The organism is Paenibacillus sp. GCM10027626 (assembly GCF_042676285.1).
In the GTDB taxonomy this organism is placed as follows: domain Bacteria; phylum Bacillota; class Bacilli; order Paenibacillales; family Paenibacillaceae; genus Paenibacillus_Z.
Genome location: NZ_JBHTHC010000027.1, coordinates 77,756 through 99,244, shown reverse-complemented (window position 1 = coordinate 99,244; position 21,489 = coordinate 77,756). Strand labels below are relative to the sequence as shown.

Sequence of the window (21,489 nt, the reverse complement as noted above, 5' to 3'; positions counted from 1 at the left end):
GGAGAGTAGGACGTCGCCAAGCACGGAGAACCGGCTGCAGTGTTGCAGCTGGTTTTTTGTTGTTCTTCTGTTTTTTTGTGTTATGGCTGGGGAGGGTAGCCGATTGTTGCACAACATGCAACATTTGTAGGAGGATGGTGGCGAATTGTACGAAATGTTGTATGTTCTGCAACAATCTCCGCCATTTCGGCCCCATAGAGGAGCAGATTGTTGCATTTCGTACAACATTTCGGGGCATGCTTGCCCTCAAGCCGCGGATTTGTTGCATAACCTGCAACATTTGAGGGCGTTCTCCCGATTGCCGGACCGTAGATCCGCTATTTGTGAACAAAACAGCCCGAACGGCTGCTTCGCGGACCCAATCACCGCAAAAATCCAGCAAAATCCGCCAATAAGGGCTCGTCTGTCCGCGAAGCCGCGAATCGGCCTGTTTTTCGACAAAATAGCGGTTCGTAGGTCCACTTGAGCAGCCGATGGGATGCACAGCGAGGCTGCTCGATTGCCTTGCGGGAATAGCCGCCCTTCTCATTTGAATAATCCCCATTGTTGTGGATAAAATGTGAATAAATTTGGGGATAAGCTGTGAACAACCGTTCTGTTGGTGTATTGTTGATAGCAGGCAGGCAGACAGATAACAATCGGGCAGTCAAGACACAACAAAAACCGTCTCCTGAATTCTAACAGGAGACGGTTTTTTTAGTATGTCCCCTCTGTCAATGGGGATTGCACTTCCTCATGAAGGCCTACCGGCGGGGTCCACTGCAGCTGTAAATCAGATGCTTGGGTAATCTCCTTCAATACATCCAGGCTGATAAAGATGCGATTATCATGAATGCGTATTTGTTCAGGGGTCAATTGAACGACCTTATCATTATGTGTCAAAGTATACTGCTTAGCTGGAGATGCTTCACTAATAACGCTAGAGTCGATCTGAAGATTGAATTGCTTCATAATTGCAGCGACTGGGATGAAATTATTAGTGCCGCTAACAATAGCGTGCGGCAAAGGATAGCGTGAGCCGTTATAAATAAGTTCAGCGACGGTTGTGCTTACAAATTGCGGTACTACCTCAGGAAGTGCGGCAGCATCCAATTGCCCAATCTTTAAATCATCTACAGAAGGCAAGGCTGTCAGGGGTTGAAAAGGAAAGAGCTGATATTCTTCCGACACACCGCCCGATTTTCTTTTTTCACCGGTATTCAGATCATAGATCCAAATATTTCTTTGGTCACTGTTGTCGATATAAAGCAACAGATTCTTGTCTGCATTCAGACGCCACAGCTGTCCGTCGATCAATGGCTTGAAATCGCCTGCTGCAGCATCATACAGCAATATTTCGGCCTTTTTGGTTGTTTCGTTATAGCGTTCAGTAAGCAGCCGATCATCGTTAGTCCAATGAAAACGATATTGTCCGCGCTCCTCATTACGCCATATTTCGCGGACGACGCCGCTGGTACGATCCTGCAGCCATACGCTGAACATGCGTTTAGTGCCGGTTTCGGTCACAACATAGTCTTCTTGCTCACGAATGCCATATCCTTTATTGGGCGAAAGAAGATAGGTTTTGCCGTAATGTATCGTATTGTCGGTTTCATCATACAATAATGCGCCCCATAGCGACGAGTCAAAGCCAGGCAGGTCAGCAGACAGCTCAATATGGGCCAGAGATTCATTTGTACTTTTCCATACAGCATTGTAGCCTTTCGGAAACTTGTACCATTTGTTGTCGTTGTCTTGAAAAATAATATATCGTTCACCTGATGCATCAGTTGCATTAACAAAGGTTTTTCCGGTTAGTGAATCATAGAAGGCAAGGGTAAAGCGATCCTGCTGCGCATGAACAGCGGAATTAGCGGCAGAAGGGACTGGAGCTGCTGAAGCCAGTACAGGAACTGTTGCAAACGAGACGCCCAGTAAAATGGAGGCCGTAAGCAAACAACGTTTATGTAACGAAGTCGAATGACTCAATGCGGACACGACCTTTCTGTTGTATTTTGACGGCTTGTATCTATAATTGTAAAACACTCGAGAGTGAAATCAAAGCACTTTTAATAATAAGACGAGCTTTGGAATATAAAGGTTGCATTTGCCGGCGTGTATAAATGGAAGCCAGATGCCCAAAGCTAATAAAGCGCACTATTGACCTTTTGGAAAAAAAGCGTATAATAAAGTTAAAGTCAAAGAAAGTCAAAGTCAAGCGAACTCTATTTTCAGTGAATTCTGATTAGTTTGACTTTTCAGTAAGAAGAGCTGTTTGCTGTTCTGTCAGTTGAGGGAGGTTTGCGGGATGCGCAACATTTCCGATCTAATTGAGCAGTATTTGAAGCATATGCTGCAGGATAGCCCTGAAGGGGCGGTCGAAATTCAGCGCAATGATTTGGCGGATCGCTTCTCGTGTGTACCCTCGCAGATCAATTATGTCATTAGTACGCGCTTTACTCTGGAGAAAGGCTATCTCGTAGAAAGCAAGCGTGGCGGCGGCGGTTATATCCGTATTCAGCGTGTAGAGCTGCCGACCTTGAAGTATATTCAGGGACATATTGATCAGACGATTGGGTCGCGGGTTGATCAAACAGCAGCAGAAGGACTCATTTATCAACTGGAAGAAGCGGAGCTTATCTCCAAGCGAGAGGCCAACTTATTACGAGCGGCTGTGTCGCGGGAGGTAATTGGGCTGAAACTTCCGGTCAGGGATGAGGTTCGGGCGAGGCTGTTGAAAGCTATGCTAATAACGCTGCTCATGAAGTGAAGGTAGATGGTTTATGTCAGCGGGGCACGCTAAGATTCTAGCTCAAGGAGGGATTATGCGGCCATGTTATGCCAAGAATGCGGTAAACGTACTGCAACATTACATTTCACTAAAATTATAAATGGCGATAAAACAGAATTTCATTTTTGCGAGTCTTGTGCCAGGGAAAAGGGAGAGGGTATTCCGGGAACAGCGAACGGCTTTTCGATCCATAGCTTATTGTCGGGGCTGCTTGATTTCGATCCGGCTAATAATAGCGGTACTTTTGGCTCCAAGCCGCAAACGCTGCGCTGTGAAGAATGCGGTCTAACTTATGCGCAATTTAGCAAAATGGGACGCTTTGGCTGCAGCAACTGCTATTCGCAATTTGGAGACAAGCTGGATCCGATTTTAAAACGCGTCCACGGCAATACAGTTCATGTCGGTAAAATACCAAAGCGCTCCGGAGGCAAAATTCAGCTGCAAAGAGAAGTGGAGCAGCTAAGACATAAGCTGCTTGAGCTTGTTGCACGCGAGGAATTCGAGCAGGCAGCGAGCATTCGCGATCGGATTCGCGAGCTAGAACGGAGCATGACTGAAAATTAAACGTCAGAAAAAGGAAGGAGGACCTCACATGTCGAAACGATCTTTTGCACAGCATGCTTTAAGTGAGTGGATGCACAGCTCAGGGCCTGATTCTGACATCGTCATTAGCAGCAGAGTACGCATTGCGCGGAATATGCAGGGTCACCCGTTTCCGATGCTGGCGACTAATGAACAGTCGCGCGAAGTGATGGAAAAGTTGACGGCGGTAGGCAGCAATAAAGCGATGGCTGCACTAGGACCGTTTGAGAAGATTGAGCTTGCAGACCTTTCTGAACTGGAACGAAGGGTACTGGTAGAGAAGCATCTCATCAGTCCGACGCTGGCGAATGAGTCAAGATGCGGCGCATTAATGTTAAGTGAAAATGAAGCGATCAGCATTATGGTGAACGAAGAGGATCACTTGCGGATACAATGTTTGTATCCGGGTTTTCAAATTAAGGAAGCTTGGTCTGCGGCTAGCGGCATTGATGACATTTTTGAGGAAGAGATAGACTACGCATTTGATGAACGGCGCGGCTACTTGACAAGTTGTCCGACAAATGTCGGCACAGGCATTCGAGCCTCAGTCATGATGCATCTGCCAGCACTTGTTATGACTCAGCAGATTAACCGGATTTTATCAGCCATTACACAGGTCGGGCTTGCAGTTCGGGGGATGTATGGAGAAGGCAGTGAGGCGCTCGGCAATTTATTTCAAATTTCAAACCAGATTACATTAGGTCAGTCTGAGGAAGAAATTATCGATAATTTGTATAGCGTAGCCAAGCAAATTATTGAGCATGAGCGAGCGGCGCGCGAGCGTATGCTGCAACATGAATCCCGCATTCACCTGGAGGATCGTGTATATCGCTCACTCGGCATTTTATCGCATGCTTTTATTATCGATTCCAAAGAAGCGGCGCAGCGTCTTTCTGATGTACGGCTTGGTATTGACCTGGCATTGATCACTGATGTATCGCCGCAAATTATGAATGAACTTTTGGTAATGACTCAGCCTGGCTTTTTACAGCAAACCTTCGAGGAAAAGCTGAGTACAGAGCAGCGGGATGTTCGGCGGGCCGAACTGATCCGCAAACAATTGCATCGTAAATTCGACCATGGAGGTGCTGGAGAATGATGTTTGGAAGATTTACTGAACGTGCCCAAAAAGTGCTGGCACTGGCGCAGGAAGAAGCTGTTCGTCTCGGTCACAATAATATTGGCACAGAGCATATTTTGCTGGGCCTGAATCGTGAAGGAGAAGGAATCGCGGCGAAGGCGCTAATCGGTCTTGGGCTTAGCCTGGAAAAAATTCAGGATGAAGTCGAATCGCTAATTGGCCGCGGCCAAGAGCAGCCGACCAATATTGCCTATACACCGCGCGCCAAAAAGGTTATTGAATTGTCAATGGACGAAGCCCGCAAGCTTGGCCATACCTATGTAGGAACAGAGCATATTTTGCTGGGGCTTATTCGCGAAGGCGAAGGTGTCGCGGCAAGAGTGCTGAACAATCTGGGCATCAGCCTCAATAAAGCGCGGCAGCAGGTGCTGCAGCTGCTCGGCAGCAGCGAGGCGGTATCCTCCAATCACGGAGCGACGGCTAATGTAAGCACACCGACACTGGACGGCCTCGCGCGCGACTTGACGGTAACAGCCAAGGAGGGCAATTTAGACCCAGTCATTGGCCGCAGCAAAGAAATTGAGCGCGTTATTCAAGTATTGAGCCGGCGCACAAAAAACAATCCGGTATTGATCGGCGAGCCGGGCGTAGGTAAAACTGCAATTGCCGAAGGACTGGCGCAAAAGATCATTGCCGGCGAAATTCCGGAAACGCTGCGCGACAAGCGCGTCATGACGCTTGATATGGGCTCTGTCGTAGCCGGTACAAAATATCGCGGCGAGTTCGAGGATCGCCTGAAAAAGATCATGGATGAAATTCGCCAGGCCGGCAATATTATTCTATTCATCGATGAGCTGCATACTTTGATCGGTGCAGGCGGAGCTGAAGGGGCAATTGACGCTTCTAATATTTTGAAGCCGGCTCTTGCGCGCGGCGAACTGCAATGCATCGGGGCGACCACGCTTGATGAATACCGCAAATATATTGAAAAGGACGCAGCACTCGAACGACGCTTTCAGCCGATCTCGGTTGACCAGCCGTCTCCGGAAGAAGCGATCCAAATCTTGCATGGACTGCGTGACCGCTACGAAGCCCATCACCGTGTAAAAATTACTGATGAATCGATCGAACAGGCGGTAAAATTGTCTGACCGGTATATTACAGACCGTTTCCTGCCGGATAAAGCGATTGATTTGATCGACGAGGCATCGTCAAAAGTACGCTTAAAATCATATACAGTTCCACCTAATTTGAAGCAGCTGGAAAATCGTCTGGAGGATATCCGCAAGGAAAAGGATTCTGCAGTACAAAGCCAGGAATTTGAAAAGGCGGCAGCGCTTCGCGATACAGAGCAAAAACTTCGTGAAGAGCTGGATGTCACCAAAAACCAATGGAAAGAAAAGCAGGGCCGAACAGATTCCGAGGTTACGCCTGAAGACATTGCCCAGATTGTGGCAAGCTGGACCGGAATTCCGGTCAGCAAGCTGGCCGAAGAAGAAACAGAGCGGCTGCTCAAAATGGAAGATATTTTGCACAATCGCGTGATCGGCCAATCCGACGCTGTCAAAGCAGTCTCACGGGCAATCCGCCGCGCACGCGCCGGCTTGAAGGATCCAAAGCGCCCGATCGGCTCTTTCATTTTCCTTGGACCGACCGGGGTGGGCAAGACCGAGCTGGCCAGAGCGTTGGCAGAGGCGATGTTCGGTGATGAAAATGCCGTTATTCGGATCGATATGTCCGAATATATGGAGAAGCATGCCACATCGCGGCTCGTCGGCGCTCCTCCGGGGTATGTCGGCTACGAAGAGGGCGGACAGCTGACTGAGAAAGTACGCCGCAAGCCGTATTCGGTTGTCTTGCTGGACGAAATCGAAAAGGCTCATCCTGAAGTATTCAATATTTTGCTGCAGGTGCTGGAGGACGGCCGTCTGACAGACTCCAAAGGGCGTGTAGTCGATTTCCGCAACACTTTGATTATTATGACTTCCAATGTCGGCGCAGAGCAAATTAAGCGCAATACGTCGCTTGGCTTTACGGCTGTGCAGGATGCAGGCCATGAGTTTGAAGTGATGCGCAACAAAGTGATGGCGGAGTTGAAGAAGAGCTTCCGTCCAGAGTTCTTGAACCGGATCGACGAAACGATCGTCTTCCATTCGCTGGAGCAAGAGCATATCGCCCAAATCGTAAGCTTGATGGCGGACGAATTGCGCAAGCGGCTGCGTGAGCAAGAAGTTGACTTTACGCTAACCGATGCTGCCAAGCAATTTTTGGCGAAAGAGGGCTTTGATCCGCAATACGGCGCACGGCCGCTGCGCCGCGCGATCCAGAAGCATATCGAGGATCGGTTGTCCGAGGATCTGCTGCTTGGAAAGATCAGCAAGGGCGATACACTGACAATTGATGTGCAAGACGGGGAATTGACCGTTACACGGGCAGGCGCCTCTACTGAGGAGCCGGCTGCGAAATAAGCTGAATTTACGAGGCTTCACCCAGTTTGTTATCTTTGATAACAAGAGGGTGAGCCTCTTTTTTTTGCAAATTGGGAAGAGAACATTTGTTTCAATGGGGAAGGATTGGTAAAATAAAAGTACAAACTGACCGATGATAGGAGGAGAAGCGATGATAGTCGTAACGAATACAATTAAAGTGAAAAAAGGTCACGGGGAGGAAGTGGCATCCCGGTTCGGCCGTTCGAAAGGCGTGCAATTTCAGCCGGGCTTTGTGCGGATGGAGGTGCTGTTAACGCAGGGCTTAGAGGAATACGACGAATTGAAGGTATGTACAACTTGGGCGGATAAGGCTGCGTTCGAAGGTTGGGTTAGCAGCGATAATTTCAAAGAGGCGCATGTCAAGCGTGCAGCTGAGCAGCAGTCGTCGCAGGAGGCCGGCAATGAATCGGTCATTCTTGGCTCCAAAATGACCACGCACTCCGTTTTAGTGACTCGTCTGGCTGGAGAGGAATAAGCCGCAAGGTATGGTAAACTTTGATCAGGACGGATGATTGTAGAAAGGAACGCCAATGGCTAAAATAAAAACAAAATTTGCTTGTACTGAATGCGGCACGGAATCGCCCAAATGGCTGGGCAAATGTCCAGGCTGTCACGCCTGGAATACAATGGTCGAGGAGAAAGAGACGGTTGTAAAGTCAAGCGGCTCTGCGATTATTCAGACGCAAGAAAAGGCAAAACCGATCATAGATATAGAAAGTGGCCAAGAACCGCGCATCGAAACGGCAATGCCGGAGCTGAATCGTGTCTTGGGCGGAGGGGTTGTTCCGGGCTCGCTCATTTTAGTAGGCGGCGACCCCGGGATCGGCAAATCGACGCTGCTGCTGCAAACCTCGCATGCGCTTGCGGTCAAGGCCTTGACCGTGCTGTATATTTCCGGCGAGGAATCGGTGCGGCAAACGAAGCTGCGAGCTGATCGTCTCGGCGCATTGACTGATAAGCTTTATGTGCTGTGCGAGACGAATATAGATCGGATTAACGAGGCAATCGATACGGTGCGGCCGGATTTCCTAGTAATCGACTCGATTCAGACTGTCTATGATCCGAATGTTCAATCGGCTCCCGGCAGCGTCTCGCAGGTGCGGGAATGCACAGCGCATTTTATGCGCGTAGCGAAAATTAAAGGGATTGCAACAGTACTGGTCGGACATGTTACAAAGGAAGGAGCCATTGCCGGCCCCCGCCTGCTTGAGCATATGGTGGATTGCGTGCTCTATTTTGAAGGGGAGCGCCATCATTCTTATCGTCTATTAAGGGCCGTGAAAAACCGCTTCGGCTCCACGAATGAAATCGGCATTTTCGAAATGGGCGAAACCGGTCTGCGTGAGGTCAGCAATCCTTCAGAATTGTTTTTGTCTGAGCGGCCGCTAGGGGTGTCAGGTTCGACAGTAGTCGCCAGTATGGAGGGTACAAGACCTGTGCTTGTCGAAATGCAGGCGCTCGTCGCCACGACCAATTTTCCGTCTCCGAGAAGGATGTCGACCGGCATCGACCATAACCGGCTGGCGTTAATTATTGCTGTGCTGGAGAAGCGGATGGGCATGTTTTTGCAAACGCAGGACGCTTATTTGAATGTGGCCGGCGGTGTGAAGCTGGATGAACCGGCTGTAGATTTGGCCGCGGCGGTCAGCATTGCTTCAAGCTTTCGGGATGCGCCAACCCGTCCATTCGATGTTGTTTTTGGCGAAATCGGTCTGACCGGCGAGGTGCGGGCGGTATCGCGGGCAGATCAGCGGGTGAAGGAGGCGCAAAAGCTTGGGTTTAAACGTGTCATTATGCCGGAAAAAAGTTTAAAGGGCTGGAGCCCGCCATCTGGCATTGAAATTATCGGCGTCGAGACAGTGGCACAAGCACTCTCGGCAGCGTTGGGATAGAGGGGGCAAATCATGAAGGAACCGACTCAACAAGAGATTATGAACCAGTTGCTGCAAATGGTGGCTCCCGGCACCGCTTTTCGCGAAGGGCTGGAAAATGTACTGCGGGCGAAAACAGGGGCGCTTATTGTCGTCGGCTACAGTCCGGAAGTGATGGAGGTCGTTGACGGCGGCTTTTCGATCAATTGCGATTTCTCGCCGAACTATCTGTATGAGCTGGCCAAGATGGATGGCGCGATCATTTTAAGCGAAGACCGCAAACGGATCTTGTATGCCAACACACAATTGATTCCGGATAGTGCAATTGCCTCCTCCGAAACAGGCATCCGGCATCGCACGGCTGAGCGGGTGGCCAAGCAGACGGGCAAGCTGGTCGTTTCCATATCGCAGCGGCGGAATGTAATTACGCTTTATCAAGGGCAGCTGCGCTACTCACTTAAGGATATGGCGGTTATTTTAACGAAAGCCAATCAGGCGATCCAGACATTGGAGAAGTATAAGGCTGTTTTGAATCAATCGTTTACGAACCTGTCGGCGGCCGAGTTTGAAGAGCTTGTCACTTTGCAGGAAGTGGCGCATGTCATCAAACGGGTAGAGATGGTCATTCGCGTCAAAATGGAAATCAAACGTTATGTTAATGAGCTAGGAACAGAAGGGCGCCTGATCAGCATGCAGATGGAGGAACTCGTCGGCGGTGTTGAAGAGGAGCTGTGGTTTCTGCTTAAGGACTATGCGAAGGAAACGAATGAAGAGCGGATTAGCGAAATACGCATGGGCCTGCGAAGGCTAAGCTCGGAAGAGCTGCTTGATGTGCCGCCGATCTTGAAGCTGCTCGGATATGCCGGTACGGGAAGTGCAGCGGAAGAAGTGGTCTCGCCGCGCGGGTATCGGTTATTAAATAAAATTCCGCGTCTCCCGGCTGCGATCATGACCAATCTGGTCGAGCAATTCAACTCGTTCCATCATATTTTATCTGCTACGATCGAGCAGCTAGACTCTGTTGAAGGAATCGGGGAAGTGCGGGCTCGCGCCATTAAAGAAGGGCTGCGGCGACTTCAGGAGCAGATGTTCATTGACAGACAAATCTAAATCTCATACAATGAATAGAATGCAGACAATTATGGTGTCATTTAACAGCTTAGGTCCATCGGGACATTCATGTTTTGGGGTATAGTAAAGATGAGGTGGGACAGAATGTTTACGAAATCGATACCGAGTCTTTTTACAGTAGCGAACCTGTTTTTGGGAATCGTTGCGATTCTGCTGGTGTTTCCAGAGAACTCCAAGCCAGATATTGCCGCAATGATGGTCATCATCGCCATGCTGCTGGATGGGGTTGATGGGCGTGTGGCCCGCGCATTGAATGCGCAGAGTGAATTTGGTAAGGAATTGGACTCGCTTTCCGACGTTATTTCTTTCGGCGTTGCGCCGGCTTTTATTATGTATAGTGTTGCTTTTATGGAGCTGAGTCCGGCACCGGCATGGATTATTACGGCGTTATTCCCGATTTGCGGAGCGCTGCGGCTGGCCCGCTTCAATGTGGTCTCCGGCATGCCGGGTTATTTCATCGGGCTTCCTATTCCGGCGGCAGGCGGGGTCCTTGCGACATTGGCCTTATTTCACAAGGAAATTCCAATTGCGGTATTGTTAGCAAGCACACTTGCTTTATCCTTTTTGATGGTTAGTACAGTGAAATACCCGAATTTCAAAAAAATCGGCATTCCTAAAAATGCCATCTGGGTTGTACCGCTCGTAGTACTCGTATCCGTAGTGCTGGGCATCGTATTTCCGAATCATTTGTCAAAGATCATTTTCATTCCGCTTGTGCTGTATGCCCTCTACGGTTTAAAAAAAAACGTTGAGCGCCGTTTGCCAGGAAGAAAGCGCAAGCGCAGAAAAAAACTGACAGAGGACGGCTCTCATTCCGAGCATAGTGCCTAAAACCATGAAAAACCTTCATTTCCGCTTAGGAGATGAAGGTTTTTTTGTTTTATTAAACGTTTCCCGGCTAGGTGAAATTGAAAATGCCAAGCGTGGAACATTTGTCTGATTCATGGGCGATAACATCGTCCAGCTCGATGCCCAGCAAATTACACATCGCAGACATATAAAACAGATTGCGTCCGAGCTCATTTTTGATTGCATCCCGGCAATGCTCGCATAACTCGCCATTGATGTGATGCTGCAGCTTTGTGCGCGCTTGCTCTGAATTAATATCATCCGGAAATTCCTGCTTGCGGGCATTGAGCTCAATACAGCCGCATTCGGTCACTGACTTGGCAACTGCACGGTTAACGGACGCGCCGGACTGGCCGTATTTCGATAAAACATCCAGCAGACTGCGGTGTCTAAGCAAAAGCTCAGATACTTGCTGCTGAAATTGCTCCAATGTGGGCGTGTTCATCGATTCCACCTCATTTCAGGATTGGCAATGCTATCCCTATTATAAGCATACTCCCCTGCCATTTCAAAATTAATTGTTTTCTGGTTGACGACGGTTTAGCAGGCGAAAGATTGGAACATACTTGTAGTGGAGGTGGATTTATTATGATGAAACGAATTATTCAGGCGGTCGGATTGTTATTTGGCGGCATTGCCGGGGCGCAGTTGTATGACTGGATGCATGTGGGATCTATGTGGTCAGACGCATCCTACGGCACGCTGCTGCAATCGGGCAGCTACTACATGAATGTTGCAATTGGCGCATTATGTGGCGTGGTGCTGGCTTCTATATTTGCCGGAACGATCGTTCGCTTGATTGATCAAGGTGTGCAGCGTACAACCGCGCTGCCGACAGAAGAGCTGGTGGCCGGCGCATTAGGCCTGCTGGGCGGACTTGCCTTGTCCGCGCTATTATATCCGGCGGTATCCCGGCTTAGCGGGGCAGGGGTGGTTATTCCGGTTTGTATGACATTGTTCCTCGGTTATTTCGGTGTACGTATCGGAATGGACAAGCGGGCCGAGCTGGCGGAGCTGATGGCAAATTTATTGTCGCAGCGGAGCAAAGCGGCGGCAGCTGACGAAGAGCGTCCCTATGAGGAGCATAAAATATTGGATACAAGCGTCATTATCGACGGGCGAATTGCCGACATTTGCAAAACCGGCTTTATCGAAGGGACGCTGGTCATTCCAGAATTTGTCCTGGAGGAGCTGCAGCATATTGCCGACTCGTCCGATTTGCTCAAGCGCAACCGCGGCCGCCGCGGCTTGGACATTTTGAACAAAATCCAAAAAGAGCTTGATGTCAAAGTGCTGATCTATGAAGGCGACATGGAAGATGGCGAAGTAGACAGCAAACTGGTGAAATTGGCGAAGGTGCTGCAAGGAAAAGTTGTGACCAACGATTTTAATTTGAATAAGGTTTGTGAGCTGCAGGGCGTGTCGGTGCTTAACATCAACGATCTGGCCAATGCCGTTAAGCCTGTCGTGCTGCCGGGGGAGGAAATCGTCGTTCAGGTTATTAAAGACGGGAAAGAACACGGGCAAGGCGTGGCCTACCTGGATGACGGTACGATGATCGTCGTAGAGGGCGGACGCGAATATATCGGCATGACGATGGAAGTGCTGGTGACGAGCGTGCTGCAAACGTCGGCGGGAAGAATGATTTTCGCCAAGCCCAAGCTGTTGGAAAAAGCGCTGTAACACGTTATGATAGAATCATATGCCGTATCCTTAGGATAGGGCGAGATTACAGCGAGGCGGTTGAAGGGCAATGGGGCTGAAGTGCGCGGAATGGGGCGTCGTCATCGTGGCGGCCGGACGCGGAACAAGGATGGGAACAGCGGAAAGCAAGCAATATTTGATGCTTAGGGACAAGCCTGTCATCATTCATACACTGGAATTGTTCGAGCAAATTGATGAAGTGGCGGAAACCGTACTTGTTGTGGGTGCCGGCGATGTAAAGCGATGCGAGGCGTACATTCGGGATTATCGTTTACATAAGGTTAAAGCGGTCGTAGCCGGGGGAGAAGAGCGCCAGCATTCGGTAAAGCTCGGACTGGAAGCTTTGACTGCAAAATGGGTTATGGTACATGATGGCGTGCGTCCGCTCGTGACGGCGCGCGCTGTACAAGCCTGCATGAGAGAAGCTGAGCGGACAGAAGCAGCTGTACTTGCTGTACCTGTAAAGGATACAATTAAACAAGTAGATGAGGCCGGGGTCATCGTTGCGACTCCGGACCGGAGAAGCTTGTGGGCCATCCAAACGCCGCAAGCTTTTCGTCGTTCGCTGCTGCTGGATGCGCATGAGCAGGCGGCTGCCGCGGGCTTTCTCGGCACGGACGATGCGGTAGTCGTAGAGCGTTTTGGCGGTGTAACGGTTAAGGTTGTTGAAGGGGATTATACGAATATTAAGCTGACAACGCCGGAGGATTTGCCATACGCAGAGTTTCTGATTACACAAAGGGAGAGAGAATGACAATGATCCGAGTGGGACAAGGTTTTGATGTGCACCAACTGGTTGAGGGGAGACCGTGTATCATTGGCGGTGTAACGATTCCATATGAGAAAGGGCTGCTGGGACATTCGGATGCGGACGTGCTGCTGCATACAATTACCGATGCGCTGCTGGGAGCGCTCGGTTTGGGGGATATCGGCAAGCATTTTCCCGATACGGATGCAGCCTACAAGGATGCCGACAGCCTGGTGCTGCTGAAAAAAGTATGGGCGATGATTAAAGAGCGCGGCTACAAGCTGGGCAATGTCGACGCCACCATTATGGCGCAGCGGCCAAAAATGCTGCCGTACATTCCGCAAATGGTGGAAGTAATCGCCAAGGCGCTGGATGCCGAGGAGCTGTCGCAGGTGAATGTGAAGGCGACGACGACAGAGCAGCTGGGGTTTGTCGGCCGCGGCGAAGGGATTGCCGCACAGGCGGTTGTCTGTCTTGTGAAGGATATGCTATGATCGTGAAATGAATGAAAGAGACGGAAGGGGAATACAGCTTATGTCCAATCAAGTACGGGTGCGGTATGCGCCGTCGCCAACAGGACATCTTCATATCGGCAATGCTAGAACGGCCTTATTTAATTATTTGTTTGCCCGCCATCACGGCGGCAAGTTTATTATTCGGATCGAAGATACGGATGTGAAGCGCAACGTCGAGGGCGGCGAGGAAAGCCAGCTGAAATATTTGAAATGGCTGGGGATGGACTGGGACGAGAGTGTCGATATCGGCGGGGAGTACGGCCCATACCGCCAAATGGAGCGGCTCGATATTTACCGCAAATACTGGCAGGAACTGATTGATCGCGGACTGGCGTACAAATGCTACTGTACGGAGGAAGAGCTGGAGCAGGAGCGGGAGGAGCAGATGGCGCGGGGCGAGATGCCGCGTTATTCCGGCAAGCACCGCGATTTAACAATCGAGCAGCAGCAGGCTTACGAAGTCGAGGGACGGGTGCCGAGTGTGCGGTTCCGCGTGCCCGAAGGGAAAACCTATTCTTTTAACGATATGGTCAAAGGCGCCATCAGCTTCGAGTCGGAAGGCTTCGGAGACTTTGTTATTGTGAAAAAGGACGGCATACCGACCTATAACTTCGCCGTCGCCATCGACGATCATCTGATGGCCATCAGCCATGTGCTGCGGGGCGAGGACCATATTTCGAATACGCCGCGCCAATTGATGATTTACGAAGCTTTCGGCTGGGAACCGCCAATCTTTGCCCATATGACGCTGATCGTCAATGAAAGCCGCAAAAAATTGAGCAAACGCGACGAATCGATCATTCAATTCATCGAGCAGTACGATTCGCTTGGCTACTTGCCGGAAGCGATGTTCAATTTCATTACGCTGCTTGGCTGGTCGCCGGAAGGGGAGCAGGAGCTGTTTACCCGCGATGAACTGATCGCTGTTTTCGATGCCGCCCGCCTTAGCAAAAGTCCGGCCGTTTTCGACACGAATAAGCTGGCCTGGATGAATAACGAATATATGAAAAAGCTGGAGCAGCCGCGGCTGCTTGCACTGTGCTTGCCGCATTTGCAGCGCGCAGGGCGCCTGCCAGCGGCGATGGATGAAGCGGCAATGGAATGGGCGGGTAAGCTTGTGCAATTATATCAGGACAAGCTGCGCTTCGGTTCGGAAATTGTACCTCTTACCGAGCTGTTTTTCAGCGAGGAAGTAGCCGATGAAGATGAAGCGAAAGCAGTACTGGCCGATGAACAGGTGCCGGCTGTACTAAGCGCCTTTAAAGAGCAAGTGTCGGCGATCGGACAGTTCGATGCAGAAGCTGTACAAGCGGCGATTAAAGCTGTGCAAAAGGCAACCGGCTGCAAGGGCAAGCAATTGTTTATGCCGATTCGCGCGGCTTTGACCGGCCAGACGCATGGCTCTGATCTCAATCAGACGATTGTCTTGTTGGGCAAAGAAAAAGTAATGGAGCGGCTGCAGCGCCGTCTGGTCTAGCGGAATTGCCGCATGGTCTGCACGAAGCGGAGCGATTTCGCTTGTCAGCAAGCCGGCCGTCGGCTATACTTGAACTATTATTTGTATAGTACCGGTTGAAAAGCTTAGAACAGGATTGCTCATTAAGGGATAAGAATTGACAGAGAAGGCGGACTATTGGTCCGGCAGTGTATGCTGCTAACCGATTGGCTGGGAGCCGCTTAATTCTTGCGAAATGAGCGCTGCACCTGGGAGCTGCGCTGCCGATCCGGACGATGACGACCGGGGTAGGCTGCTGCCGTATGTCTGCGTTAAAGGCAATGAAGACGAGGAGCGGGCGCTCTTGGTTCGTGTTAAAGTACGCGGCACAAGAGTAGATCGGGCCTCAAGCAGAGTGGAACCGCGTTTACAGCATGAACGCCTCTGCAGCCGTTAGGCTGTAGGGGCGTTTTTTTGTTCTATAAAACGGCAGCAAGAATGCCGTCAGCGCCAAGCTGGAGAGGGGTACGAAGGTATGTTTCGCCAAATGAAATCCGATATCGATACTGTATTCGATAATGATCCCGCCGCCCGCAACAAATTTGAGGTCATTTTCACCTATTCCGGACTGCATGCTATTTGGGCGCATCGCGTGGCTCATTGGTTTTATAAGCGCCGTTTTTGCACAGTTGCGCGTATAATATCACAGGTCAGCCGATTTTTTACCGGAATCGAAATTCACCCGGGCGCAAAGATTGGCCAGCGGCTGTTCATCGATCATGGAATGGGCGTTGTCATTGGCGAAACATGTGAGATTGGCGATAATGTGCTTATTTATCAAGGCGTGACCTTGGGGGGAACCGGTAAGGAGAAGGGAAAGCGGCACCCGACAATCGGCAATAATGTCGTTATTGGCTCCGGGTCGAAGGTATTGGGATCTTTTTCGATCGGAGATAATGTAAATATTGGATCCAATGCGGTCGTACTGCGTGAAGTGCCGTCCAATAGCACAGTTGTCGGCAATCCGGGGCGTATTGTGAAGCAGAATGGAGAGCGGGTAGTGGATCGGCTGGATCACACGAAGTGCCCTGACCCGATTATTGAAATGCTGCGCGACATGCAGCGGCAAATCGATGATTTGAAGACTGAACTGAAGCAGGTGCAAAGCGAGCAAATTTCTGGAGAGGGGCAAGAGGAATGAGTTTAAAAATATATAATACGATGACGCGCGAACAGGAAACATTTGTGCCGCTGGAGCCGGGCAAAGTGAAAATGTATGTTTGCGGCCCGACTGTATATGACTATATTCATATCGGCAATGCACGGCCGGTTATTTTCTTCGATGTAGTGCGCCGTTACTTGGAATTTGCAGGCTATGAAGTGGAGTATGTAAGCAACTTTACCGATGTGGACGATAAATTGATTCGCAAAGCCGAGCAGTTGGGAACGACCGTTCCTGAGGTGGCTGAAAAATTCATTGCCGCTTTCAATGAAAATATCGAGGGCATGGGCGTGCGAAAAGCTTCGCTTAATCCGCGGGTAACGGAGAATATGAGCGAAATTGTGGCCTTTATTCATGAGCTTGTCGAAAAAGGGTATGCTTATGAAAGCGGCGGCGATGTCTACTACCGTACAAATAAATTTGCCGATTATGGAAAGCTTTCGCATCAAAATATGGAGGAGCTGCAGCTGGGCATTCGGATTGAAGTCGACGAGCGTAAGGAGCACGGCCAGGATTTTGTGCTGTGGAAGGCAGCCAAGCCAGGTGAAATCTACTGGGATAGCCCTTGGGGACAAGGCCGTCCGGGCTGGCATATCGAGTGCTCGGCTATGGCGCGCAAATATTTGGGCGATACGCTGGATATTCATGGCGGCGGCCTTGATCTGCAGTTCCCGCATCATGAGTGCGAGATTGCCCAATCCGAGGTGCTGACTGGAAAACCGATGGCCCGCTATTGGATGCACAACGGCTATATCAATATCGATAATCAAAAAATGTCCAAATCGCTCGGCAACGGCGTTACAGTAAATGAGCTGCTCAAGCGCACCAAGTCGGCGGCCATTCGTTATTTTATGCTGTCGTCTCACTACCGCAGTCCGCTCAATTTTAATCACGATACGATAGCACAGGCCGAAAGCAGCGTGCAGCGGATCACCAATTGCATGGACAATTTGCAGCATCGCATGGCGGCAGCCGGCACAATTGCGCAAGAAAACCTGGCGGAGATTGGGGAGCGTGTTTCCCTCATTGTCGAGCAATTCAAGGCAAAGATGAACGACGATTTCAATACGCCTGATGCGATTACCGCGCTGTTCGAGCTGGTTAGCGAGGCCAATCAGTATATGAAGCAGGCTGTTGTCACGGTTCAAGGGCTGCAATTGTTTATCGACGCTCTGCAAATGATGGATAATGTGTTGGGCTTGCTGCCGCAGGCTGGGGGCAATGATGAAAAAGGCTTGCCGGATGCGGAGATAGAAGCTTTGATCGAGGAGCGGATAGAAGCGCGGCGGATGAAAAACTGGGCGCGAGCCGATGAAATCCGCGACTTGCTTGCAGCGCAAAATATTGTACTTGAGGATACGCCTCAAGGGATACGTTGGAAACGCAAATGAGCGACGGAATGCGATGGCACCCTCCGGCGAAGCCGCCGGAGCTGTTGAATCCTGTCGTATTAGCCTATATGGGAGATGCGGTGTTCGAAGTGCTGGTCAGGCAGTATTTAATTTCGCACACGAATCATAAGCCGCATCATCTTCACAAAGAAGCAACCGGCTTTGTTTCGGCCAAATCGCAGCGCCGGCTGCTGGAGCGGTGGGAGCCGCTCCTCACAGACAAAGAAGCCGATATCGTGCGCAGAGGGCGCAACACCAAATCCGGGACGCCGCCCAAAAATGCCGATCCCGGCGATTACCGCTATGCTACGGGACTGGAATGCCTGATCGGATATTTGTATTTCACTAAGCAGGATGAACGGCTCCAGGAGCTGATGACGGCTGCGTTTGAATAATGGTTGGCAGCAAAGAGGAGGAAGTTTCGGATGACAGATCATGAAGAACTAGAATGGATTGCCGGAAAGCATCCTGTGATGGAGGCGCTGCGCTCCGGGCGGGAACTAAACAAAATATGGGTGGCCGAGCAGGCGCAAAAGAACATTGCTCCTATTCTTGCAGAAGCTAAAAAGGCGGGAATTGTTATTCAGACCGTCGATAAGCGCAAGCTGGATCAAATGACCGGCGGCTCCGCACACCAAGGCATTGTGGCGCAGGCGGCAGCCTACCGCTATTTTGAGGTGGACGAATTGCTGGAGCGGGCGGCCGAAAGCGGAGAAATGCCGTTTTTCATCCTGCTTGACGAAATCGAGGATCCGCATAACTTGGGGTCCATTCTGCGTACAGCCGAATGTACAGGGGTGCACGGCGTCATTATCCCCAAGAGACGTTCCGCGGCATTGACGGCTACCGTCGCCAAAACTTCAGCGGGCGCGGTGGAATATGTACCGGTAGCGCGGGTCACTAACCTGGCGCAAACGATTGAACGGCTGAAAGAAGCCGGCATTTGGATTGCAGGGGCAGATGTCGGTGCCGACCAGGATGTATATGCCGGCAAAACAAGCTTTGATATGCCGCTGGCGATCGTTATCGGCAATGAAAGCAAGGGAATTGGCAGACTAATCCGCGAAAAATGTGATTTTCTGATCAAGCTGCCTATGCATGGGCAGTTGAATTCGCTTAATGCGTCGGTGGCAGCCGGTGTGTTGATGTATGAAGTGGTGCGGCAGCGGCGGTGTGATTAGCAATGCGTCAACGTCGGGACGATGCGCTGCTGGTGGACGGCTACAATATGATTGGCGCGTGGCCGGAGCTGGCGGGCTTGAAAGACCGGAATTTGGAAGAGGCGCGGGATCGTCTGCTTGAAATGCTGGCCGATTATCAAGGCTTTACAGGGATGCAGATAATTGTTGTTTTTGATGCGCATCAGGTGCCGGGAGCGGGAGCGTCATTCAAGCAGTACCGCATTAAGATTGTGTTTACGAAAGAAAAGGAAACGGCGGATATATGCATTGAACGGCTGGCGGCAGAGATGAGGATGCGGAGCCGCAATCTTTATGTGGCGACATCGGATATGATTGAGCAGCACGTCGTTTTCGCGCAAGGAGCGCTGCGCATCTCTGCCCGCGAGCTGCTGATCGATGTGACGCAGAACCGGAAGGAAATCGAGCGCACTTTGGAACGGCCGCTCGGAAAGCGCAACGAACTTGACGACAATTTGAGCCTGGATGTGCGAATGAAGCTGGAGCGGCTGCGGCGGGGGCAGTCGTAAGCGGATCGACATTGACGTTGGCAGGTTACATAATGTATACTGTGTCTATGTCTTTGGACAAAGTCAGGTGGCGGCTAGTTCGCCGCAATTTACAATTATGGCGATAATAAACGGCGCCTTCACTTGATCTTATAGAATTTATACGCTTTCTCCAATAAATCCTATAAAATTTCAGGGAAGTGACTTGTTTCGCGCCAAGGACGGCGTCAGCCGTTTCTTCTCAGCATGACGGAGAACGTTTGCGCGGGGAGAGCAATTTGGAAAGCGCGCGCTTTTAGAGCCGGAGGGATTGTTCGTGAGCATCGACCTCAGAGAATGGAATACGCTGGACTATGACTGCAGGACGGACGAAGACATAGTAGAAGCGGTTCGTGAAGGTGACGGCGAAGCGCTGGAATATTTGATTAACAAGTATAAGAACTTTGTCCGTGCAAAAGCACGTTCCTATTTTCTTATCGGGGCCGATCGCGAAGACATTGTGCAGGAAGGTATGATAGGCCTGTACAAGTCAATACGGGATTTTAAAGGAGACAAGCTTGCTTCATTCAAAGCATTTGCGGAGTTGTGCATTACACGCCAGATTATTACTGCGATCAAGACCGCAACGCGCCAGAAGCATATTCCCCTTAATTCGTATGTTTCGCTGGACAAGCCTATTTATGATGAGGATTCAGATCGGACGCTGCTGGATGTCATCTGCGGTACGCGAGTTTCAGATCCGGAAGAGCTGATCATTAATCAAGAAGAATTCGTTGGTCTTGAAGACAAGATGTCGGAGATTTTAAGTGATCTGGAGCGTAAAGTGCTGATGCTTTACCTGGATGGACGTTCTTATCAAGAAATTGCCGTCGACCTTGATCGTCATGTCAAATCGATTGACAACGCTTTGCAGCGAGTCAAGCGCAAGTTGGAACGTTATTTGGAAGTTCGCAATATTGGCGGATAACAGGTCTTGTATCTCTATTTCTACTTCGCGCACAATGTTGAATGAATTTGCAGAAGACAGAGAGCTCTGGATGGGCTCTTTTTTGTTGTTTGAACAGTTTGGCGGACCGTAGATCCGTTATCTGTGAACAAAATAGCTAAAACGGCTGGCTCGCGGACCGTAGATCTGTTATTGGCCTCAAAACGCCGTAAAAACCAGGCGAAATCCATAAATAACGGATCGTGTGTCCGCGAAACCTCTGAATTAGCCGGTTTTCGACCAAATAACGGATCGTAGGTCCGCGCGGCTCGCGAGCTGCACAGCAAGGCTGCTCAAAGAGCCATTGCCGGCCGCTCCATCACAGACAATCTCATTTTTATGTTTCAGAAGGAAAATTCCGGTCGATACTAGATGATGCTAGAACTGTTCGTACTCAATAAACAGGTGAACGAGCTTTGATCAAAAAGAAATTCCGATGGATAAGCAGGCGAGGCAGATACAGGCGGTGAATCGGCGTAGTAGCTAGCTTTCTTGTTGACACTGACTAGGGCCGTATGATAAAGTGTTTTAGGTAGCCCTTAAATAGGCGTTTTTTATTGTGGGTTTTGAATCACGCAGCTTACAACATACAACGGTTCACGCTTTTTTTATTTGGTAAGCCCAGGAGGTGTACGGCAATGCGGGTTATTATTACGTTGGCTTGCACAAACTGCAAACAAAGAAACTATGCCAGCAGCAAAAACAAGCGCAATCACCCCGACCGCATCGAGATGAAGAAGTTTTGCAAGTTCTGTAACGAGCATACTCCTCATCGCGAAACAAGATAGGACTTGGAGGTGTGGACGTGGCATTTCTAGCTAAAGTGAAGCAAAGCTTTGGGACGACGTTTTCTTTTTTCTCCGAGAGCTTCGCGGAGTTGAAGAAAGTCCGCTGGCCAAGCCGTAAAGAGTTGACAAGCTATACGCTCGTCGTTCTGTTTACGATCGTGCTTGTGACTGTTTATTTTTGGGTTCTTGACATCGGGATCTCTGCACTGGTTGAACTGATTGTTTAAGAAGGGTCCAAAGG

At 50.2% G+C, this 21,489-nt stretch carries 23 protein-coding genes; 20 read left to right on the top strand and 3 right to left on the bottom strand.

All coding sequences use genetic code 11. The annotated features are described in order from the left end of the window. Window positions 1-280, bottom strand: a 280-nt coding sequence (locus ACFQ0N_RS33325) for a hypothetical protein (protein WP_379334429.1), incomplete at its 3' end; no start/stop codon positions are given. Between the two features lie 416 nt (window positions 281-696). Beyond that, on the bottom strand, window positions 697-1,968 hold the full coding sequence (locus ACFQ0N_RS33320; RefSeq protein ID WP_379334428.1) for a hypothetical protein: 1,272 nt from the start codon (window positions 1,966-1,968) through the stop codon (window positions 697-699). Window positions 1,969-2,287: 319 nt separating this feature from the next. Between ACFQ0N_RS33320 and ACFQ0N_RS33315 the strand changes: the two genes are divergently transcribed. The 8 genes from ACFQ0N_RS33315 (at window position 2,288) to pssA (ending at window position 10,755) form a co-directional block, all read left to right on the top strand. After that, window positions 2,288-2,749, top strand: a complete 462-nt coding sequence (locus ACFQ0N_RS33315) for a CtsR family transcriptional regulator (RefSeq protein WP_379334427.1) — start codon at window positions 2,288-2,290, stop codon at window positions 2,747-2,749. 63 nt (window positions 2,750-2,812) lie between these two features. Then, window positions 2,813-3,334 carry a protein-arginine kinase activator protein McsA gene (gene mcsA / locus ACFQ0N_RS33310; RefSeq protein ID WP_379334426.1) on the top strand — a complete coding sequence of 174 codons (522 nt, stop codon included), beginning with the start codon at window positions 2,813-2,815 and terminating at the stop codon, window positions 3,332-3,334. Between the two features lie 28 nt (window positions 3,335-3,362). Then, the gene (gene mcsB, locus ACFQ0N_RS33305; RefSeq protein WP_379334425.1) at window positions 3,363-4,451 is read left to right on the top strand and encodes a protein-arginine kinase McsB; all 1,089 of its coding nucleotides are present in this window, start codon (window positions 3,363-3,365) and stop codon (window positions 4,449-4,451) included. Next, a complete protein-coding gene (gene clpC, locus ACFQ0N_RS33300) occupies window positions 4,448-6,901 on the top strand; it encodes an ATP-dependent protease ATP-binding subunit ClpC (RefSeq protein ID WP_379334424.1) in 2,454 nt (817 codons plus the stop codon). Before mcsB ends, clpC begins: the two co-directional genes overlap by 4 nt. Window positions 6,902-7,052: 151 nt before the next feature. Next, window positions 7,053-7,397, top strand: coding sequence for an antibiotic biosynthesis monooxygenase (locus ACFQ0N_RS33295; protein ID WP_379334423.1), 345 nt, complete (start codon window positions 7,053-7,055; stop codon window positions 7,395-7,397). A gap of 55 nt (window positions 7,398-7,452) precedes the next feature. Then, window positions 7,453-8,814 (top strand): DNA repair protein RadA, encoded by a 1,362-nt coding sequence (radA, locus tag ACFQ0N_RS33290; RefSeq protein ID WP_379334422.1) that lies wholly within the window; start codon window positions 7,453-7,455, stop codon window positions 8,812-8,814. Window positions 8,815-8,826: 12 nt separating this feature from the next. Next, complete coding sequence (disA, locus tag ACFQ0N_RS33285; RefSeq protein ID WP_379334421.1) at window positions 8,827-9,903, top strand: DNA integrity scanning diadenylate cyclase DisA; 1,077 nt, start codon at window positions 8,827-8,829, stop codon at window positions 9,901-9,903. 105 nt (window positions 9,904-10,008) lie between these two features. Then, window positions 10,009-10,755: a CDP-diacylglycerol--serine O-phosphatidyltransferase gene (gene pssA / locus ACFQ0N_RS33280; RefSeq protein WP_379334420.1), complete on the top strand. Its 747-nt coding sequence runs from the start codon at window positions 10,009-10,011 to the stop codon at window positions 10,753-10,755. A 67-nt stretch (window positions 10,756-10,822) separates the two neighbouring features. On the opposite strand, the gene ACFQ0N_RS33275 is transcribed toward pssA, so the two are convergent. Beyond that, window positions 10,823-11,218: a nucleoside triphosphate pyrophosphohydrolase family protein gene (locus ACFQ0N_RS33275; protein WP_379334419.1), complete on the bottom strand. Its 396-nt coding sequence runs from the start codon at window positions 11,216-11,218 to the stop codon at window positions 10,823-10,825. Window positions 11,219-11,361: 143 nt separating this feature from the next. On the opposite strand from ACFQ0N_RS33275, the gene ACFQ0N_RS33270 reads away from it, so the two are divergent. From ACFQ0N_RS33270 to secE, 12 genes are all read left to right on the top strand, one after another. Next, window positions 11,362-12,456, top strand: coding sequence for a PIN/TRAM domain-containing protein (locus ACFQ0N_RS33270; protein WP_379334418.1), 1,095 nt, complete (start codon window positions 11,362-11,364; stop codon window positions 12,454-12,456). A 70-nt stretch (window positions 12,457-12,526) separates the two neighbouring features. Beyond that, complete coding sequence (gene ispD / locus ACFQ0N_RS33265) at window positions 12,527-13,231, top strand: 2-C-methyl-D-erythritol 4-phosphate cytidylyltransferase (protein ID WP_379334417.1); 705 nt, start codon at window positions 12,527-12,529, stop codon at window positions 13,229-13,231. A 2-nt stretch (window positions 13,232-13,233) separates the two neighbouring features. Next, a complete protein-coding gene (gene ispF, locus ACFQ0N_RS33260; protein ID WP_379334416.1) occupies window positions 13,234-13,719 on the top strand; it encodes a 2-C-methyl-D-erythritol 2,4-cyclodiphosphate synthase in 486 nt (161 codons plus the stop codon). Window positions 13,720-13,759: 40 nt separating this feature from the next. After that, on the top strand, window positions 13,760-15,217 hold the full coding sequence (gene gltX, locus ACFQ0N_RS33255) for a glutamate--tRNA ligase (RefSeq protein ID WP_379334415.1): 1,458 nt from the start codon (window positions 13,760-13,762) through the stop codon (window positions 15,215-15,217). Window positions 15,218-15,710: 493 nt separating this feature from the next. Next, entirely contained in the window at window positions 15,711-16,376 is a 666-nt protein-coding gene (cysE, locus tag ACFQ0N_RS33250; RefSeq protein WP_379334414.1) for a serine O-acetyltransferase, read from the top strand. Then, on the top strand, window positions 16,373-17,788 hold the full coding sequence (gene cysS, locus ACFQ0N_RS33245) for a cysteine--tRNA ligase (protein ID WP_379334413.1): 1,416 nt from the start codon (window positions 16,373-16,375) through the stop codon (window positions 17,786-17,788). The genes cysE and cysS overlap by 4 nt, the downstream gene beginning before the upstream one ends. 8 nt (window positions 17,789-17,796) lie before the next feature. After that, window positions 17,797-18,183: a Mini-ribonuclease 3 gene (locus tag ACFQ0N_RS33240; protein WP_379334412.1), complete on the top strand. Its 387-nt coding sequence runs from the start codon at window positions 17,797-17,799 to the stop codon at window positions 18,181-18,183. A gap of 30 nt (window positions 18,184-18,213) precedes the next feature. Next, on the top strand, window positions 18,214-18,969 hold the full coding sequence (gene rlmB, locus ACFQ0N_RS33235) for a 23S rRNA (guanosine(2251)-2'-O)-methyltransferase RlmB (protein WP_379334411.1): 756 nt from the start codon (window positions 18,214-18,216) through the stop codon (window positions 18,967-18,969). 2 nt (window positions 18,970-18,971) lie between these two features. After that, window positions 18,972-19,496 carry an NYN domain-containing protein gene (locus ACFQ0N_RS33230; protein ID WP_379334410.1) on the top strand — a complete coding sequence of 175 codons (525 nt, stop codon included), beginning with the start codon at window positions 18,972-18,974 and terminating at the stop codon, window positions 19,494-19,496. A gap of 295 nt (window positions 19,497-19,791) precedes the next feature. Then, window positions 19,792-20,442: an RNA polymerase sporulation sigma factor SigH gene (gene sigH / locus ACFQ0N_RS33225; RefSeq protein WP_379334409.1), complete on the top strand. Its 651-nt coding sequence runs from the start codon at window positions 19,792-19,794 to the stop codon at window positions 20,440-20,442. A 656-nt stretch (window positions 20,443-21,098) separates the two neighbouring features. After that, window positions 21,099-21,248 carry a 50S ribosomal protein L33 gene (gene rpmG / locus ACFQ0N_RS33220; RefSeq protein WP_183604319.1) on the top strand — a complete coding sequence of 50 codons (150 nt, stop codon included), beginning with the start codon at window positions 21,099-21,101 and terminating at the stop codon, window positions 21,246-21,248. A gap of 17 nt (window positions 21,249-21,265) precedes the next feature. Beyond that, entirely contained in the window at window positions 21,266-21,475 is a 210-nt protein-coding gene (secE, locus tag ACFQ0N_RS33215) for a preprotein translocase subunit SecE (protein WP_379334408.1), read from the top strand. The last annotated feature ends 14 nt before the right edge of the window (window positions 21,476-21,489 follow it).

Coding starts and splice junctions, on each gene's coding strand:
- pssA (WP_379334420.1), top strand. CDS start 10,009: ATGTTTACGAAATCGATACCGAGTCTTTTTACAGTAGCGAACCTGTTT.
- ACFQ0N_RS33230 (WP_379334410.1), top strand. CDS start 18,972: ATGCGTCAACGTCGGGACGATGCGCTGCTGGTGGACGGCTACAATATG.
- ispF (WP_379334416.1), top strand. CDS start 13,234: ATGATCCGAGTGGGACAAGGTTTTGATGTGCACCAACTGGTTGAGGGG.
- clpC (WP_379334424.1), top strand. CDS start 4,448: ATGATGTTTGGAAGATTTACTGAACGTGCCCAAAAAGTGCTGGCACTG.
- cysE (WP_379334414.1), top strand. CDS start 15,711: ATGTTTCGCCAAATGAAATCCGATATCGATACTGTATTCGATAATGAT.
- disA (WP_379334421.1), top strand. CDS start 8,827: ATGAAGGAACCGACTCAACAAGAGATTATGAACCAGTTGCTGCAAATG.
- rpmG (WP_183604319.1), top strand. CDS start 21,099: ATGCGGGTTATTATTACGTTGGCTTGCACAAACTGCAAACAAAGAAAC.
- mcsA (WP_379334426.1), top strand. CDS start 2,813: ATGTTATGCCAAGAATGCGGTAAACGTACTGCAACATTACATTTCACT.
- ACFQ0N_RS33240 (WP_379334412.1), top strand. CDS start 17,797: ATGCGATGGCACCCTCCGGCGAAGCCGCCGGAGCTGTTGAATCCTGTC.
- ACFQ0N_RS33295 (WP_379334423.1), top strand. CDS start 7,053: ATGATAGTCGTAACGAATACAATTAAAGTGAAAAAAGGTCACGGGGAG.
- ACFQ0N_RS33275 (WP_379334419.1), bottom strand. CDS start 11,218: ATGAACACGCCCACATTGGAGCAATTTCAGCAGCAAGTATCTGAGCTT.
- ACFQ0N_RS33270 (WP_379334418.1), top strand. CDS start 11,362: ATGATGAAACGAATTATTCAGGCGGTCGGATTGTTATTTGGCGGCATT.
- mcsB (WP_379334425.1), top strand. CDS start 3,363: ATGTCGAAACGATCTTTTGCACAGCATGCTTTAAGTGAGTGGATGCAC.
- gltX (WP_379334415.1), top strand. CDS start 13,760: ATGTCCAATCAAGTACGGGTGCGGTATGCGCCGTCGCCAACAGGACAT.
- rlmB (WP_379334411.1), top strand. CDS start 18,214: ATGACAGATCATGAAGAACTAGAATGGATTGCCGGAAAGCATCCTGTG.
- radA (WP_379334422.1), top strand. CDS start 7,453: ATGGCTAAAATAAAAACAAAATTTGCTTGTACTGAATGCGGCACGGAA.
- cysS (WP_379334413.1), top strand. CDS start 16,373: ATGAGTTTAAAAATATATAATACGATGACGCGCGAACAGGAAACATTT.
- ACFQ0N_RS33315 (WP_379334427.1), top strand. CDS start 2,288: ATGCGCAACATTTCCGATCTAATTGAGCAGTATTTGAAGCATATGCTG.
- ispD (WP_379334417.1), top strand. CDS start 12,527: ATGGGGCTGAAGTGCGCGGAATGGGGCGTCGTCATCGTGGCGGCCGGA.